At 45.7% G+C, this 15,601-nt stretch carries 15 protein-coding genes; 5 read left to right on the top strand and 10 right to left on the bottom strand.

Annotated features, from left to right (window positions below; translation table 11 throughout):
- Positions 1–45: 45 nt before the first annotated feature.
- The 8 genes from ACR32F_RS09455 to ACR32F_RS09420 form a co-directional block, all read right to left on the bottom strand.
- Entirely contained in the window at positions 46–1,443 is a 1,398-nt protein-coding gene (locus tag ACR32F_RS09455; protein ID WP_440118294.1) for an ABC transporter substrate-binding protein, read from the bottom strand.
- 132 nt (positions 1,444–1,575) lie between these two features.
- Positions 1,576–3,180 carry a helix-turn-helix domain-containing protein gene (locus tag ACR32F_RS09450; protein ID WP_440118292.1) on the bottom strand — a complete coding sequence of 535 codons (1,605 nt, stop codon included), beginning with the start codon at positions 3,178–3,180 and terminating at the stop codon, positions 1,576–1,578.
- Between the two features lie 11 nt (positions 3,181–3,191).
- Positions 3,192–4,943, bottom strand: a complete 1,752-nt coding sequence (locus ACR32F_RS09445) for a sensor histidine kinase (protein WP_440118290.1) — start codon at positions 4,941–4,943, stop codon at positions 3,192–3,194.
- Positions 4,944–5,046: 103 nt separating this feature from the next.
- On the bottom strand, positions 5,047–5,916 hold the full coding sequence (locus ACR32F_RS09440) for a carbohydrate ABC transporter permease (RefSeq protein WP_440119757.1): 870 nt from the start codon (positions 5,914–5,916) through the stop codon (positions 5,047–5,049).
- A 22-nt stretch (positions 5,917–5,938) separates the two neighbouring features.
- The gene (locus tag ACR32F_RS09435) at positions 5,939–6,829 is read right to left on the bottom strand and encodes a carbohydrate ABC transporter permease (RefSeq protein WP_105407817.1); all 891 of its coding nucleotides are present in this window, start codon (positions 6,827–6,829) and stop codon (positions 5,939–5,941) included.
- Positions 6,830–7,045: 216 nt separating this feature from the next.
- Positions 7,046–7,732: an HAD family hydrolase gene (locus ACR32F_RS09430; protein WP_440118288.1), complete on the bottom strand. Its 687-nt coding sequence runs from the start codon at positions 7,730–7,732 to the stop codon at positions 7,046–7,048.
- A 211-nt stretch (positions 7,733–7,943) separates the two neighbouring features.
- Positions 7,944–8,906 (bottom strand): Gfo/Idh/MocA family protein, encoded by a 963-nt coding sequence (locus tag ACR32F_RS09425; protein WP_440118286.1) that lies wholly within the window; start codon positions 8,904–8,906, stop codon positions 7,944–7,946.
- Positions 8,893–9,045: a hypothetical protein gene (locus tag ACR32F_RS09420; RefSeq protein WP_440118284.1), complete on the bottom strand. Its 153-nt coding sequence runs from the start codon at positions 9,043–9,045 to the stop codon at positions 8,893–8,895. Before ACR32F_RS09420 ends, ACR32F_RS09425 begins: the two co-directional genes overlap by 14 nt.
- A gap of 271 nt (positions 9,046–9,316) precedes the next feature.
- Here ACR32F_RS09420 and ACR32F_RS09415 point away from each other — a divergent pair, with 271 nt between their 5' ends.
- The 5 genes from ACR32F_RS09415 (at position 9,317) to ACR32F_RS09395 (ending at position 14,287) form a co-directional block, all read left to right on the top strand.
- The gene (locus ACR32F_RS09415; protein WP_440118282.1) at positions 9,317–10,948 is read left to right on the top strand and encodes a thiamine pyrophosphate-binding protein; all 1,632 of its coding nucleotides are present in this window, start codon (positions 9,317–9,319) and stop codon (positions 10,946–10,948) included.
- Between the two features lie 12 nt (positions 10,949–10,960).
- Positions 10,961–11,329, top strand: a complete 369-nt coding sequence (locus tag ACR32F_RS09410; protein WP_440118280.1) for a carboxymuconolactone decarboxylase family protein — start codon at positions 10,961–10,963, stop codon at positions 11,327–11,329.
- 185 nt (positions 11,330–11,514) lie between these two features.
- Positions 11,515–11,865 carry a hypothetical protein gene (locus ACR32F_RS09405; RefSeq protein WP_440118278.1) on the top strand — a complete coding sequence of 117 codons (351 nt, stop codon included), beginning with the start codon at positions 11,515–11,517 and terminating at the stop codon, positions 11,863–11,865.
- 55 nt (positions 11,866–11,920) lie between these two features.
- On the top strand, positions 11,921–12,913 hold the full coding sequence (locus tag ACR32F_RS09400) for a 3-oxoacyl-[acyl-carrier-protein] synthase III C-terminal domain-containing protein (RefSeq protein WP_440118276.1): 993 nt from the start codon (positions 11,921–11,923) through the stop codon (positions 12,911–12,913).
- Between the two features lie 312 nt (positions 12,914–13,225).
- Positions 13,226–14,287, top strand: coding sequence for a hypothetical protein (locus ACR32F_RS09395; protein ID WP_440118274.1), 1,062 nt, complete (start codon positions 13,226–13,228; stop codon positions 14,285–14,287).
- Positions 14,288–14,433: 146 nt separating this feature from the next.
- On the opposite strand, the gene ACR32F_RS09390 is transcribed toward ACR32F_RS09395, so the two are convergent.
- On the bottom strand, positions 14,434–14,742 hold the full coding sequence (locus ACR32F_RS09390) for a hypothetical protein (RefSeq protein WP_440118272.1): 309 nt from the start codon (positions 14,740–14,742) through the stop codon (positions 14,434–14,436).
- A 192-nt stretch (positions 14,743–14,934) separates the two neighbouring features.
- Positions 14,935–15,504 carry a manganese catalase family protein gene (locus ACR32F_RS09385; RefSeq protein WP_440118270.1) on the bottom strand — a complete coding sequence of 190 codons (570 nt, stop codon included), beginning with the start codon at positions 15,502–15,504 and terminating at the stop codon, positions 14,935–14,937.
- Positions 15,505–15,601: the final 97 nt, after the last annotated feature.

Genomic DNA, 15,601 nt, shown 5'->3' with positions numbered 1-15,601 from the left:
AATAAGCGACCGGAGCTGTTACACAACGGTCGCTATGAATGCTTCTTACTCTTCCGTGGACAATTTACCCTGAAGCTTGGATGAATCAAAGGATGGGTCAGCAGCAATTTTGGTCAGCCCCGCGGCCTTGGTCTTTTCCAGAGATGCATTGTATCTCGTATCCAAATCCTTAATCACGCCATCAAGGTCACCACCGGTGAAAACAAATATCGAGAATGCATCGCTCCATTTGGTTCCTTCCAGCGAGCTTTCTGTCACAACACTCGGATTCGCCGGGAAGATTGCATCATAACGTTTGGGCAAGAAGCCTTCAATGCCTGGAATGTTTGGTTTTTTCTCGGAGCTCAGTACAGCAGGAATAAGTGAGATCCCGTATCCCTTTTCGTAATATTCACTCTGAAGATCCTTGCTGTATACATACTCCATGAACTTCCATGCCGCTTCCTTGTTGGCAGAATCCGCATTGATCCCGATATAAGAACCTCCAATGACTTGTGAAGCGCCCTTGATCGTTCCGTCACTTGTCGGCACAGGAGCGGCTGCCCAATCTTCTTTGGTCGGGAATTGATCTTTGTATACGCCCGGTTCGCCGGAGTGGTTAATATACATCCCGATTTTGCCTTGGGCAAACTGGGCTCTGAGCGGATCAATGTCCAGACTTTCCACACCCGGCAGCATGCTGCCATCTTCATTCATTTGACGAAGCGCCAGTGCGATATCCTTGTACATGCTAAAGTCAAATTGGCCTGTCTTGTAGTTGAAGCCGTCAATGCCGTCACTATTGCTCGCACCTGCAATTGTATTGGCTGCTCTCCAGAAACCGCTGCCACTTTTGAAGGGGCTGGCAAAGCCATAGATTCCTTCACTTTTACCGGCTTCAGTTATTTTTTTGGCATCCTCCACCATCTCGGCCAACGTTTTTGGTGGACTTTCGATCCCTGCTTTTTTGAAAATATCCTTGTTGTACACCAATCGCCAGACCTGCCCTGTATTGGGAAGGCTGTATACTTTGCCATCAATCGTATTTTTATTATCAATCAGGTTGTCTTTGAACATGGCCTTCATCTCATCACTCATATATCCGTCAATCGGAGCGAGATAGCCTTTTTGGTAATAGGTTTGAAAATCATTAACTTGCAGCACATCGGGTGCCTGCTTGCTGGCAAAGGCAATATCGACCGCCTGCGGATAGTTGTCACCCATTACGGTCATTTCCACTTCAATGTTATCCTTGTTTGTATGGTTAAACTCATCGATCTTGGATTTCATAAAATCAGCATCATGGCGGTCCGGCGTCCAATATACGATTTTGGTTTTCCCTCCGTCATTCTCCCCACTGGCGGACGTTCCGCTATTTGCCTTAGTTCCACTATCAGTAGAACAACCTGCCAAACTTAACGCGACCAATGCACTCAGCGTAGTCACCATCCACTTTTTGACCATTGATATGCCCCCTTATGCTTTTCTGGACAACCTGTTCGGTTACCCGTTAACGTAATGATAATCGCTGTGCTTTCATGGTGGTGAGGGACATTCTGACTTTGCATGGGGGGAAAAATGATGATCCGTGCCGTGTCAGTTCAGATACATTTGCCGGAATCGGGTAGGCGTCATGCCGCAGTATTTCTTGAAGAGGCCGCTGAAATAAGGTCGATCCTCATAACCAAGCATCTGGCAGATCTCCTGCACCTGTACCCCTGCAACCAACAGCTCCTTTGCCTTTTCCATCCTCAGCTTGGTAATATATTGAATTGGCGTCATGCCCGTCTCCTTTTTGAATGCATTCGCAAAGTAACTCGGACTTAAATGTACGGATTGGGCACAGGCATGCAGCGTCAGATTTTCCGCAAGATTCAGGCTGATATATTCTTTGGCCTTGCTAATCGCCTGCTTGACATCAGTGAGTCGTTTCTTATCCATGATCTCGCAACCCATACTGCTAAAATGCTTGATATATCCTCTCCAGCCATCAAACGTCAAGGAGCGCATCGCCTCAAGCACAGTCAAATCAGCCTCCAGACGCAAACGTTCCTCTTCCGTGATCTCATCACAAAAGGCACGGTAGATCGCAAAAGCCAGTCCAGACAACAATCGGATCATCGTCAAGGGCTCCGGGAACCCTTTGGATACCTGCCAAACTTCAAGAATTTCGTCAATGATGCGGTGACAGGTGCTTTCATTACCACATTTAAGTGCATAAAAAAGCTCCTTCTCTTTCTCCAAAGGATATACCGGAGCCATACATTCCTGATTTTCCAATTCAGCATAATGGAGGATGCAATTTCCTTCACTGTAAAAGCGATAGGATATGGCCTTATCTGCATGGGCGTAGGACATCCAGATCTCCTGCGGTCTGCGGGCGATCGTGCCGAGACCAATCGAGATTGTTTTTTTGCTGAATTGCTCCACGTTGTGGCGGCATTGCTCCAGCAGTTCCGAGACGTCGATCTGACCTGGTGTATTGAATATGGCCGCAAGCCTGTATCGGTTTTCACGCAAAACAACGCCCTTGGTATATCGGTTCAATGTTTCTCCCACAATATTTTGGACCGCAAACGGAATGATTTCGGCATCCAGATGCATCGTGTATCCATACCGGGTATATCCATCCACCTCAATGACCATGACCAGAAGGTTCGAGGAGTCCAGATCAATGTGCAATTCGTTCCAGCGACTTTCATTCAGAAATCCCCCGATTTCATGACGCAACAAGCCCAGCAGATAGTTATGACGCTCATACTGACTGCTGGTCACCACCTTCTGCTCCAGCTGTTCAAGCTGCCTACACTGTGCCTGCTCTTCCTCGATTACCTGCCTTACCTTCAGCACGGCACCGAGTATTTCTTCAGGGGTAAACGGCTTGAGCAGATAATCGGAAGCACCCAGTTTGATGGCTTCCTGCGCATATTGAAAATCGGAGTAACCGCTGATAAAAATAAATTTGGATCGCAGTCCGGCATCCAATGCACGCTTCATCAGTTCCAGCCCGCTCAGCCGAGGCATTTTAATATCACTAATCACGATGTCCGGTTGCTGCTCGAGCAAAAGGGACCAACCGCGCTCTCCATTGTTAGCCGTGCCCACAATCCGGACCTGATGATCCTCCCACGGTATGGTTGAGGATAAGCCTTTTACAACCGCCTGGATATCATCCATAACACACATCGTCAAGTGGTTCATACAACCCCTCCTCAGGTGATCGGAATCGTAATGATAACTGTCGTTCCAGCATCTGTACTGCTATGAAACACAATCGAAGCCGCATCCCCATAGTGCAGGCTTAACCTGCCATGGAGGTTGGATAATGCGTAACCCTTACGGCCTCCGTCAGGAGCATCCTCTGTATTCATCGTGTCCACATCCATTCCACAGCCATTGTCAGTGACTTCCAGCCTTAATGTGTCACCCTGACGATCTATGCGGATCACGATAACACCCAAATCTTCTTTGTCACTGAACCCATGCAGGATGGAATTCTCCACCAGGGGTTGAAGCAATATTTTTAAAATATCAATCGTATAACAGGAGGGGTCGCCCACCTCGATCGTGTAAACGAACAATTCCTCATAGCATTTTTGCTGAAGCTGCATGTATTGCTCCACATGTTTGATCTCCTGCTCTACACTGGTGATGTCTTTCCCATCATTCAGTCCCAGACGGAACAGTAAGGATAAGGAGACGATCATCTCACTTACATCTTTTTTCTCTCCGCTCTCACTTTTCCAGAACATCGTATTGAGCGTATTGTACAGGAAATGTGGATCGACCTGCGCTTGAAGCGCCTTCACCTCAAATCTCCGCTTGTCCTGCTCGGTTGTACGTACTTCTTCAAACAGGACTTGAATCTGATCCAGCATCCGATTGAAGCGATGTCCTACAGCGCTGACCTCATCGTCATACTTGCTACGAAACCGCACATCCAGATCATTATATTCCACCTCAACCATTAGGCGTCGCAGCTTGTTCAGTGGCTTCAGCAGCGCGGAGGCCACTAGGCTGGACAACCCCAGTGCGAGCAAAATGCAAAACAACATGATCAGGATTACAAGCCAGCGAATCTTTTTAAGCGGGGACAGCAAGTCAGCCTTGGACTGCACACTGACCACGACCCAATCCTCGTTCATCGACAAGGCCGAATAGTTAACGAGCATGTCCTCTCCTTGAGCGTTCCTATAAGTAAAGTCCCCAGCATCCCCACGTCTGTACTGACTGGCGAAGTCAGGTTCTGTAATATAGTCGTAATTTCGCGATGAAGGCCGAATGACTTCACTTCCGTCTTTATGAAGCAAAAACAGTTGAATCTGGTTGTTCATGAGATCCTGCGCCAGAATGTCCCGCATCGCCTCTTCCTTCATATTGACGACCATATACACATTCGAAAAGGTATGGTTATCAATCACAACGGGTTTGAGCAATAAAGACAATACATTGCCTTTCGATTGGAACAATTCACTCTGATGTGAACCAAACCACATCGTATTCCAGCCTTGCTGCTTTACGAAGCGTCCATACTCCTTGTTGAACGGGCTATTTCGATTCGGAAAATCCTTTGTCGAGAAAAAATCACCAATCGGTGTCGTTACATATGTGGTATCGATCAGTGGTTCTACGAGCTTCAGCTGGGCAAACGACGTTTGCAACAGCGAGAGATTCTGATAATAATGGGAAGAATTATGATTTCGGACATCCCTCATGACTTGTGTGAACGTTTCATTGAGCATAAAAGAATACGAAGACACAACGATGTGCCTCAGATGCTCATCCATAACCTGAACCGATTTGTTCAGGAGTCCTTGCTTCAGTTCAAGCGCATTCTGCTCAATGCTTCGGGCAGCAAAAAGGTAAGAGCAAATCCCGGTCACACTGATGCATAGGACAACAAGAAAAATGTACAGCAGCTGTATTCTCTTTTTCAGGGACATCTTATAAAAATTGAATATCATCGGCGCTCGCTCCTTGAACACGGATTACCCGCCCGCTGTGAATTAAAATGAGTATAGCACAGCGGAATTGCCCGTAATACCGTTTCCAGTATGTAGTGTGCGCCTATCCTTTCACAGCCCCCAGCGTCACCTGCATGAATGATTTATTGGCGAAAATATAGACGATCAGCAACGGCAAAATGGATAAACATGCCCCGGCCATCATAAGTTGAACCTCAGCCGCAGCTCCGATGCCGTATCGCAGATTGGCCAGACCTACAGGCAGTGTCTGCAAATCCGGATTACTCATGGTGAACACAAAAGGAAGGATATATTCATTCCATGAGCTTTGGAATACCCCCAAACCCGCAACTGCCAGTCCGGGCCGCAGGAGTGGAAGAATAATTCGCCAGTAAATGGTGAAGAAATTGCAGCCGTCAATCATCGCCGCTTCATCCAGTTCACGCGGGATGCTCTTGAAGAAGCCAACCAGAATAAAATAAGTGGCAGCGTGGGCACTGATCAATATAATAATGACGCCCCACAACGTTGTATTCAGGCCCAACTTAACCATAAGATCGAATTGCGGACGCAACACGACGGCACCTATGGAAATAAACAGGGTGGATGCCATGAGCAGGGTGTACGCCTTTTTCCCTTTGAAATTCACCCGATCCACAGCATAGGCCGACATGGAAGCTATCATCAGCGTGCCTGCGGTTGTAATCACACTTACAAAAATACTATTCAGCGTGAAGCCTGAAAAATTGGCGGTCTTCCAGGCCTGAGCGTAGTTGGAGAACTGCCAAATCTTAGGCCAGATGGTTGCTCCTCCAGTCAACTCCTGGTTCGTTTTGAAGGAACCGAGCAATACGAGAATTATCGGGAAGAGGGACATCAAAGCGATCACAATCAGAAATAGCCAGAGTACAGTCCGTTTGGTCCAGCGAATGAGTTGGGGAGACCCTGAGGGCGTAAGCACGTTTTGAGTCATCATCGTTTCCTCCTGATTGCTTTTAGTAGACATCATTGAGCTTTTTCGATATGCGGAAGTAAATGAGTGTGACAGCCCCTACAATGAGAGCCGTTGTGAAGCCGACTGCACTGCCATAACCCAATTGCTGGAGAGATTGCGTATCGGCTGACACCGGAAATAACAGTTTGAACAAGTACAGATACATCACTTCTGTTTTTCCATATGGCCCGCCCTCGGTCAGTACCATAATACTCTCGTATCCTTTCAGTGCCGTGGTAATCGCCAGCATGATAATCATCTGCAGAACAGGACCAAGCAAAGGAATCGTCACATTGCGCAGCTTCTGAAACTCACTGGCTCCATCCAGTGATGCCGCCTCGTAGAGCTCTTCGGGAATGCTCTGGAGACCGGCAATGAACAACAGCATATAGTTCCCCACAGCACCCCAGATGGCAATGATAATGGTCGTGAGCATGGCATGTTCAGCGCCCAGCCAGCCGATCGGTTCGGAGATCACATGATACTTGAGCAGCAATTGGTTCAGTATCCCGTTATATGAATTGAAAATAATGAAAAATACAATCGCCATGACAGAGGCACTAAAAATGGTTGGAAGGTAATAGATCGCTCTAAACAGAGAACGTCCTCTCCACTTGCGATTCAAGATAATAGCGAGAATTAAAGACAACGGAATCGTAACAACGAGCTTGCCCAGGGCATATACACCCGTATTGCCTACTGAAGTCCAGAACTGCCCGTCGCGCATAATACGTCCAAAATTATCAAGCCCGATAAAGACAGGCGTCCCGATGCCTTGATAATCATAGAACATGTAACGCAGCGCCCATAACAAAGGATAGATACCGAATACCAGGGTTAGAAAAAGACTTGGAAAGATGAACATGTAGGCATGCATTTTGGATGGCTTCACCAGAATCGGACCCCCTATAGCTTTTGAATGAAGTATAGAGGGATTGTCGGAGAAAGCGGGATAGGGAAATCAACTTTCTACAGGGGAGAATGTGACTGCATGCCAAAACACAAAAAACCTGTATCCAACGAACTTCCGTTGAAAATACAGGTTTAAACGTATAAACATTTTATAAACATTCATCATCAGACTCAGCAAAATGGTACAGCGTGAGGGCTACTCCGCTTCATTATATAGACGCAGCAGTTCCGTAAAATCAGAGATCAGCACATCCGAGCCCGCAAGCTCCTCATCGCGGCCGAAACCGGCATAGGCACAGCCGATGACCGTCTGACCGTTCATTTTGCCCGCTTCCACATCAGAGGAGCGATCCCCTACCATCCAGGCGTCCTGAATTCGATGCTTCTCTAGCAAGATCTGCACCAGATTGATCTTGGAGGGAGTCTTGTACTGGCCTGCACTATATACCCCTTCAAAGAATGGCATAATCTCGTGTGCAAAAGCTACACCCTTCACATAGTCCTCCAACCCGTTACTTGCGACAAATAGCCGTATCCCTTGTTCTTTCAACGCTTTCAGCGTTTCCTTCACCCCGGGATACAATTGGGAGCTGCCTTGATCGAGCCCTTCAATCTCCAGTTGAAGCAGCAATTCGTCTGCACGACGATGTGCTGCTTCCGATGCTTCTGGCATGACCACTTTCCATATATCTTCAAGCATCATGCCCAAGCTTCCAAGCATCCGCTCTTCAGGCGGGGTCTCTCCTTCAAAATGCCCTTCGGCACGCAACGTATCAAATAACTGCTGGTAAGCTGGCAACAAGAGAGTCTCTGTCTGGAACAGCGTACCATCCATGTCAAAAATCATCGCTTCCGGTTTGCGTAATACGGTCTCTTCAGTCATGTCCAATGTTCCTTTCGGATTGGGATATGTATATGTTCGCGTAATCGTTCCCTTCCCATGATAAACATAACGTTTGAACGTGTAAACCGACGATTGTAAAACATCGGTGACAGGCTCATATGAGTCTCTGCTATGCTTCTTTTGTTTAGAGGAAATTATTCGCCGAGATATATCCAGGTACCTCTGTGTATCTTGCCTTTTCTTACTCGGATTACTCCGTGTTTCGAAGGGCTTCCAGCACAACCTGTGCCTGATAGCCATCGTTAAAATCGTATATTTTGGCGGGCTTCCCTTGAATCCGTGCAATGACATGTTTTAGTAAAGGCAGTTCACTGGAGGATTCAAGCACTTTCACTGGTGAAAGTGACTGTCCAACCAGGCCACTCTTCAATTCCTCCCAATTTTCCAGGGCAATCGTGCCTTTCGTGCCGTATACCACCATGGATACCCGTTCTTCCCCAGCAAATTGTGAGATGCCGTTCAGCTGAATTCGGGTCCCGTCTTCCAGCTCCAGAGCAGCCTGTACTTCAAGTTCACATTCTCCATTCTCAGGATATTGAACCTGAGTGCTTACTACCCGGATTGCACCAAACACGTGCTGAATCATATGAATCCAGTGGATTCCCACTTCAAGAATAAATCCACCCTGTTCCCGGCTCGTAATCCATGCATTCTGTTGCCATGGTCGTGGCCACTGTGGAAATTGTAGAATCAGGTCTATTTTGCGAATCCTGCCCATTGTGCTCTGCTCGATCATCTCTTGCAGTTTCAGCACTGAAGGTTCATGGGGCATGGAGAAATGGATGGCGTGAACGACGCCAGCCTGTTCCGCTGCTTCCAGCATCCCTTTGGCTTCTTCTACACTATTGGCCAGTGGCTTCTCGCAGAACACATGAATTTTGCGCTCCAGTGCTTCCATGACAACTGGATAATGAAATTTGGGCGGAACTGCAATATACAGCAGTTCAATCTGATGTTCATTCATCAATTGCTTGTAATCGCTATACGTCCTAACCGCCGGATGGGAAGCTGCAAAAGCCGCCAAACTTTCCTTATTCGTATCACACACCGCTACAATCTCAACCTTCGTGTCCATCTTCGTATTCTCGACTTCATGAACCATATGTAATCCCATTTTACCTAGCCCAATCAGAGCCATCTTAATGACTGTCATTCCATTCACCCCAATCCATTTCCAGTATAGCAGAAAGAGAAAAATTGCCCATTCTTTTCGCTGATACGAAAAGAGGAATGAAACAAGCTTCCAACTGCTGATTCAGGATGAATCCAACATTTCCAGCCATCAATTTCATTATATGTAATTCATCTCCTTATAGGTAATTAGATTTAGGAATATTTAACCAATTTATTTTTATTTACCCGACAAGCACTTAAGCGTTTCCAACCTAAGAATCAGGAAGTTTGGTTCATAAAAATAGATTGACAAAAAACCACAAAAAAAGCTACTCTTCCTATTAACAAGGATTTTTTTCCTTTTACAACCTTAGACAACGACCTGCATTCGAAAATATGGAACACGGCCTATGAGTCTGAAAACCTATTTCATGAAGCGAGGTGCCCCGCATGAGAACAGTTGCGGACTATTTAGCAGAAGCTCTGCGTAATTTAGGTGTTACTCACGTTTTTGGTATTATTGGAAAATCCATATGTCCTGCTGTCCTGAAGATGGTTGATTATGGCATGGAGTTCATTCCGGGTCGCCACGAATCCAGTTCAGGCTTTGCTGCATCGGGCTATGCCCTCCAAACGGGGAAACTTGGTGTTGCCTTTGCTACATCTGGTCCGGGTGGAACCAATTTGCTCACTGCAGCAGCCCATGCCAAGGCCAACAACTTGCCTGTCTTGTTTATTACGGGTCATCAATCCATTAAGGAATTGGGACTTCCCCAATGTCAGGACTCTTCCTCTTACTTGGCCGATCTGGCGGAAATGTTCCGGCCTGCCACGCTGTTCAGCAAGTTAGTGGAGCGGGGTGATCATTTTAGCACCCTATTGAATCATGCTCTTTCCATTGCGCTCGGCCCCAACAAAGGTCCGGTGCATCTCTGTCTTCCATTTGATGTACAAACAGAACAGCTCGCTGACTTCCCGGTTGTGATCCCTGAGCCAGAACCCCTGATTAGCGTATCCAATCTCAAGCGTGTCCTCCCCTTACTTCAACAGTCCAGTCATCCTTTAATTATTGCAGGTAAAGGCATCAGTCGTGCCAAAGCCCATAATGAATTGCTGCATTTTGCCGAACAAATTAACATTCCAGTTATTACAACTCCAGGTGGAAAAGGTGCCATTGCTTGGGATCATCCTCTCTACCATGGGCCTTGCGGTGTTGGCGGCTACCCTCATGCAGATGAACTGCTGAATCAAAGTGATCTCTACATCGTGCTCGGTTCCCGTCTGAGTGATATGACGCTATGTAATTTGAAGCCTGAAAACCATCCTGCACAGCTTATTCAATTCGACGCCGATCCTACGTTTGTAGGTAAAATCCTGAGCGCTCAAACCTTACATATCACCGGTGATTTGAAGGACAATATGCAATTTTTACTTGGCACCCTGACTGACCAGCCTGCGCTCCAAAGAGAAATACCAACCGTAGATTATACCGTGTCTCTCCCGGATCTGCCGAACCTTTCCCTCGCTTCCGTCCTGGAGGAGATGAGCGAGCTACTACCATATGATCATAAGCTGTTTGTCGATGATGGCAGCCATGGTTTTCATGCGGTACAGCGATATAAAGTGAGGAAACCCGGCAGCTTTGTGTTTGACGCCTACTTTGCCTGCATGGGTAATGCCATTGGCATGGCGATCGGAGCCAAAGCAGCTTCCCCTGAAGAGACCATTGTATGTATTACTGGTGACGGATGCTTCATGATGCTTGGAACCGAGATCAACACCGCTGTATGCAACAACCTGCCCGTCATCTTCATCGTTGTGAACAATAAACAGCTAGATATGGCACTCAAAGGTATGGAGAAGACAACAGGCAGAATCGATGGCACTTTGTTTGAGGTTCCCATGGATGCAGCGAAGTTCGCTGAATCCCTTGGTGCTGTTGCCTTTCGAGCGGAAACCCGCGACGAATTTACCTCTGCGCTCCAGGCAGCTCAGCACCTGAATCAGGTTACCGTCATTGAGCTTTTAACTGACCGTAACGAGATTCCCCCCACAGCCCACCGTACCGTAACTTTGAATTAGGAGGAGCAAAACATGAGTGAACAAGTGGCTCAAGGTTTAGAGCGTTTTGCAAAGCTTTCCGGTGAATATGGCGCCAGAGCACTGGCACCGATAAAAGATCAGTTTCCTGAGCTTGCCGAGTTTATTATGGGGACGGTTTATGGGGATATTTTTCAGCGAACCACGATTACAGATCAGTGGAAAGAAGTCTCCATTATCTCCTCATTGATCACACAGGGACAATATGAACAATTAGGCGTTCATTACACGATGGCACTTAGCGTGGGTATAACTGTGGATCAGCTCAAGGGAATTCTGCTTCATCTGGCGCCATGTGTGGGGGCACCCCGCATCATCAGTGCTTTTAATATATTGCTCGCTACACTGGACGAAATCCAATAATTCACTCTTCTACATTTTTATACATGATTCGACTTTTTTATTGATCTTTTTACATCTCTACCTTTATAATATGGTTAAATTATCCTTCGCATCAGCCTACAGCTCAGAAGCAGTCAACGAGTGCTTTATGCCCTGGTCTCGGTTGCAGGATAGCATTAACTCATTTATAAGGAGAGAGAACAATCATGGGAAGTTTTATACTAAAGACTGACGTTCCAAATAAGGTGCTCAATATTGAACTGGAGGGATCTTTCTCTCAAGAAGACGGTTTGCGTTCCATCTCAGCATACCAGGACACGATCGCTCAGATTAACACCAAGGAGTATCACCTGAACATTGATTGCAAAAGGTTAAATGTTACTGCTCCTGAAATTGTGCCTCTTCTTGAGGGCTGCCTGCAGATGTTCAAAAAAGATGAGTATAAAAACGTGGTATTGACGCTTGAGAACAACGCCATTCTGAAAATGCAGCTTTCCCGTCTTGGACGAACTGTCGGACTGGAAAATCTTGAGATTATCTCCACAGTTACTACTTAAATAAACCAGTCGGACAAGGTTAGCGTTTACCCATACGCTCAGGAGGAGAATGAAGATGGCCGGAATTCGTATTGTAGATATCGATATCTATCATCCGATGAACACGGTGGGCAATGATTTTTACATTGAACATTTTGATGCCAGAGGTGTAGATATTCGAGGATTGTTAAAGGCGCTTGGGCGAGATACACGTTACAAAATTGACAATGATGATGAAAACTCTCTAAGCATGGCTTTTGAGGCCGTCAGTAATTTACTGGAAAAAACCGGACTCTCTGGTGAGAACATCGATCTGATTGCTTATTCAAGTCAAACGCCAGAATACATCTTTCCTACGAATTCCTTGATGATTCATCGCCTGATTAACGGGGCCTCGCATACGATCTGCATTGACAGCAATGCCAACTGTGCAGGCATGACCGCAGCCTTCGAGCAGGTTAGCCGCCAGATGCTGGGCAATCCCAGAATTCGTCGTGCTTTGATTATCGGCTCGGATTATATCGCTCCACATGCCAGTCCAGATGATCCCGTATATTTCGCCAACTTTGGAGACGCAGCAGCGGCTGTCATTGTGGAACGGGATGAGAATGCTACGGGCTTTATTGATTCCATCTATCAGACGGATACCTGTGTATACGGCAATTCACTCTTTCCGGCTGAAGGTCTGGCGAAGCTGGGCCAAACCGGTGTCGATGCAGGTGCCTTTCATGTGAAATTCACACCGTTTGATGATTCCATCTGTGTAGGCGCAGCCTCTGAATCCATCCGTACGCTCCTTGGTCGCAATGAAATCGGAGCAGACGAGATCAAAGCCGCTTGTTTCTCCCAATTATCCATCAGCAATATTCAAGCGGTATCCGAGAATATTGGTATTGCCGAAGATATTGCCGTCTACATCGGAGACGAATTCGGATACACCTCAACCAGCAGTCCATTCATTGCACTTCATCGAGCAATAACATCCGGTCAGATTCAGCGTGGCGATAAAGTGCTGTTCTGGACCGTCGGCGCTGGGTGGCAAAATGTTGCCATGGTCATAGAATATTAGATAGAAACTTCAAAACCAACAAAACCATCCCTTGTACACGACTTGGGATGGTTTTGTTTTCCTCGCTTTCTCACCCATATCACTCATATCACTCATATCATTAAATCTTCAATATTCACCATTGTGAAATATGTCACTTACATATTATTACATAAAAACTATGATAGGAAAGTAATTAAAATCCATAAAAGGAGATGTTTGTTTTTCTAAAACTACCTATTCATTATCAAGTATTGCTGCATTAAGACGTAGTGAGGATGTATATTGCCGTTCTTCAAGACACATTTCATTTTTAGAGAGGGAGTTTTTAGAATGAAAATAAGAAAATCACTGACTTCTTTATTATCTTTAGCTTTGTTATTAACTCCATTAAATCTTGTATTCGCAGAAGGTAGTATTGACACGACTACCATGAACAATGAACTTAAAAAAAATATCGAAATCAACATAGATTCATCGATCACGGGAAATGAGCGAGAAGTGATTGCAGACGTTATGGCCCGACTTGACGAAGAAGATCGAGGAAATGTTATCTATGTCGCAGAAGATGGTGCCATATACTCTAACAAGATGGAACTCAAAGCGACTACAGAAGTTTATGACCTGGTTGATAAAAACACCTATCGAAGTGCATCCGGAAAAGAACTTGTTGGACCTGGAGTATCCACGAATGAATTTTCAGCGTCTGCCGTTAGAGATGACATACAAATTTCGCCCACTGCCGAAGCACCTACTCCAAGCGGAGGTTCCGGTCCTTACCGGAGAGTTTTCTCGAATAATGGCTATAACTGGTTAAGCACTTATGTGACCATTCCAGGTGCTCCATACGTAAGAGGTAATGTTTCTACGGATACGCCTTATGTATATTTGGGAGGATGGGGATCTAACGGAAATGGGATAGATGCAGGTTTACAATATAGTACAGCGTTTGATAATTGGTCTCCTACGACGTTGGCCAACGGAGCGATGGTTCCTAGCAATACGCGCTATCGATCAGGTCAGGACATTTATATGAAATTTTATGTGACTAATCCCAATGAATGTACGTTGGCTGTATCGGGCATTACAACGAGTGGTGAACAATTGACAACAACCATTGTAAGAAGCGGAGTAAGCGGCTGGGATAAAAGTGGCACTGGGATGAGAGTAAAAAGAATGACCACCATCGGCCAAAAACCCGAGAACATGAACACAGGATCAACCATTAAAAATGTGCGCTGGCACGATATTACTGTAGGATATTATTCAGGAAGCAATCTCATCTATAACAGCTGGGGCAGTGGACAAACCGGGGGGTATCACTCTGTACCTTCCAGTAAAGTAAGTGTGAATTATATTAGCCCTGGTGAAGAAACCGTCAGTATACAACTTTAGCTATCCATTGAATCTGAAAGAAAAGCTCTAAAGAGAAAAGTAGCAGTTCCAAGATTATTTAATCTTCGGAACTGCTACTTTTTCAAAAAAAATCATAAACCGTTGTTATACGAATTTTAACTATAAGTTAAATCTACCCTTTCTGATTATCTGTAAACGGTCCCTTCGTATCTTGCAGCAACAATTCCATCCACAGTATGATAACTAACCAACACCAAGGTTCCAACATAACCGTCAATCGTCCGATGATCCGTAAGATATTTCGGTACTCCAAAACCTACAGGGTAATAAAACACTACAGATTCAAATCTGCTTTCAAGCTTAGCAGCTACTACGTTTGATACACTTGTACCGGTACTCGGTTGAATATCTGCCGCAGACACGCCTGCACTTGAAATAGAAGTGGTCAGAATAAAGGAACATGCAGTCAAAATAAGAACTTTACTAAGTCTCACAATGATCATCTCTAAATAGAGTTTTTAACTACAATTTCATTGTATAATATGTAAATAGATTTTACGATAATATTTGTAAAGAATATAACAATTTGTAATTTTATTTTAAAAATTAATTATTTAAATATACTACTTATTCACACAAAAAAGCAGCCCTAATTGGACTGCCATACTACTGCCTTTTCCATACAATCAGAAAATCTTCTTTGTCTGCCGATCGTCTTTCAGAATCTCTACCGCCTCACGGAAACGCAAAGAATGAACAATCTCCCGCTCCCGCAGAAACTTCAGACTGTCTTGCAGATCCACGTCATCGGTCAGATCGATCAACCACTGATATGTAGCCCGGGCCTTCTCTTCCGCAGCAATATCCTCGTACAAATCCGCGATGGGGTCACCCTTGGCTTGAATATAGGTAGCGGTAAAAGGTACACCTGCGGCGTTGCTGTAAAAGAGGGCCTTGTCGTGATTAACGTAGTGAGCATCCAAGCCAGCTTGCTCCAACTGCTCCACGGTAGCATCTTTGGTGAGTTTATAGATCATCGTGGCAATCATCTCCAGATGGGCAAACTCCTCTGTGCCAATATCGTTCAACAGGCCAATAATCTTGTCCGGAATCGTATACCGCTGGTTCAAATATCGCAGGGCTGCAGCCAATTCTCCGTCCGCTCCGCCATACTGTTCCATCAGTAATTTAGCCATATGAGGATCACATTTGCTGACCCGAACGGGATATTGCAATTTTTTCTCATACACCCACATGCAGACGCCTCCCTTTACTTTATAAGTTCCATCCTTTTTCTGAACCCCGAGTTTCCCGGCCTGTAATCTTACTAGGAAACCCGAGGCTACTGAATCG

Origin of the sequence: Paenibacillus hebaui, assembly GCF_051934385.1 — a bacterium.
Classification (GTDB): domain Bacteria; phylum Bacillota; class Bacilli; order Paenibacillales; family Paenibacillaceae; genus Paenibacillus.
Note: the sequence above shows the minus strand (reverse complement) of the source record. Positions and strands in the feature narration are given on the sequence as shown.

Bases quoted from the DNA above. Each gene is read 5' to 3' on its own strand.
- ACR32F_RS09385 (WP_440118270.1), bottom strand. From the start codon at position 15,504: ATGTGGGTGTATGAGAAAAAATTGCAATATCCCGTTCGGGTCAGCAAA.
- ACR32F_RS09430 (WP_440118288.1), bottom strand. From the start codon at position 7,732: ATGACTGAAGAGACCGTATTACGCAAACCGGAAGCGATGATTTTTGAC.
- ACR32F_RS09450 (WP_440118292.1), bottom strand. From the start codon at position 3,180: ATGAACCACTTGACGATGTGTGTTATGGATGATATCCAGGCGGTTGTA.
- ACR32F_RS09445 (WP_440118290.1), bottom strand. From the start codon at position 4,943: ATGATATTCAATTTTTATAAGATGTCCCTGAAAAAGAGAATACAGCTG.
- ACR32F_RS09455 (WP_440118294.1), bottom strand. From the start codon at position 1,443: ATGGTCAAAAAGTGGATGGTGACTACGCTGAGTGCATTGGTCGCGTTA.
- ACR32F_RS09415 (WP_440118282.1), top strand. From the start codon at position 9,317: ATGAGAACAGTTGCGGACTATTTAGCAGAAGCTCTGCGTAATTTAGGT.
- ACR32F_RS09410 (WP_440118280.1), top strand. From the start codon at position 10,961: ATGAGTGAACAAGTGGCTCAAGGTTTAGAGCGTTTTGCAAAGCTTTCC.
- ACR32F_RS09420 (WP_440118284.1), bottom strand. From the start codon at position 9,045: ATGAAATTGATGGCTGGAAATGTTGGATTCATCCTGAATCAGCAGTTG.
- ACR32F_RS09400 (WP_440118276.1), top strand. From the start codon at position 11,921: ATGGCCGGAATTCGTATTGTAGATATCGATATCTATCATCCGATGAAC.
- ACR32F_RS09440 (WP_440119757.1), bottom strand. From the start codon at position 5,916: ATGACTCAAAACGTGCTTACGCCCTCAGGGTCTCCCCAACTCATTCGC.
- ACR32F_RS09405 (WP_440118278.1), top strand. From the start codon at position 11,515: ATGGGAAGTTTTATACTAAAGACTGACGTTCCAAATAAGGTGCTCAAT.
- ACR32F_RS09425 (WP_440118286.1), bottom strand. From the start codon at position 8,906: ATGACAGTCATTAAGATGGCTCTGATTGGGCTAGGTAAAATGGGATTA.
- ACR32F_RS09395 (WP_440118274.1), top strand. From the start codon at position 13,226: ATGAAAATAAGAAAATCACTGACTTCTTTATTATCTTTAGCTTTGTTA.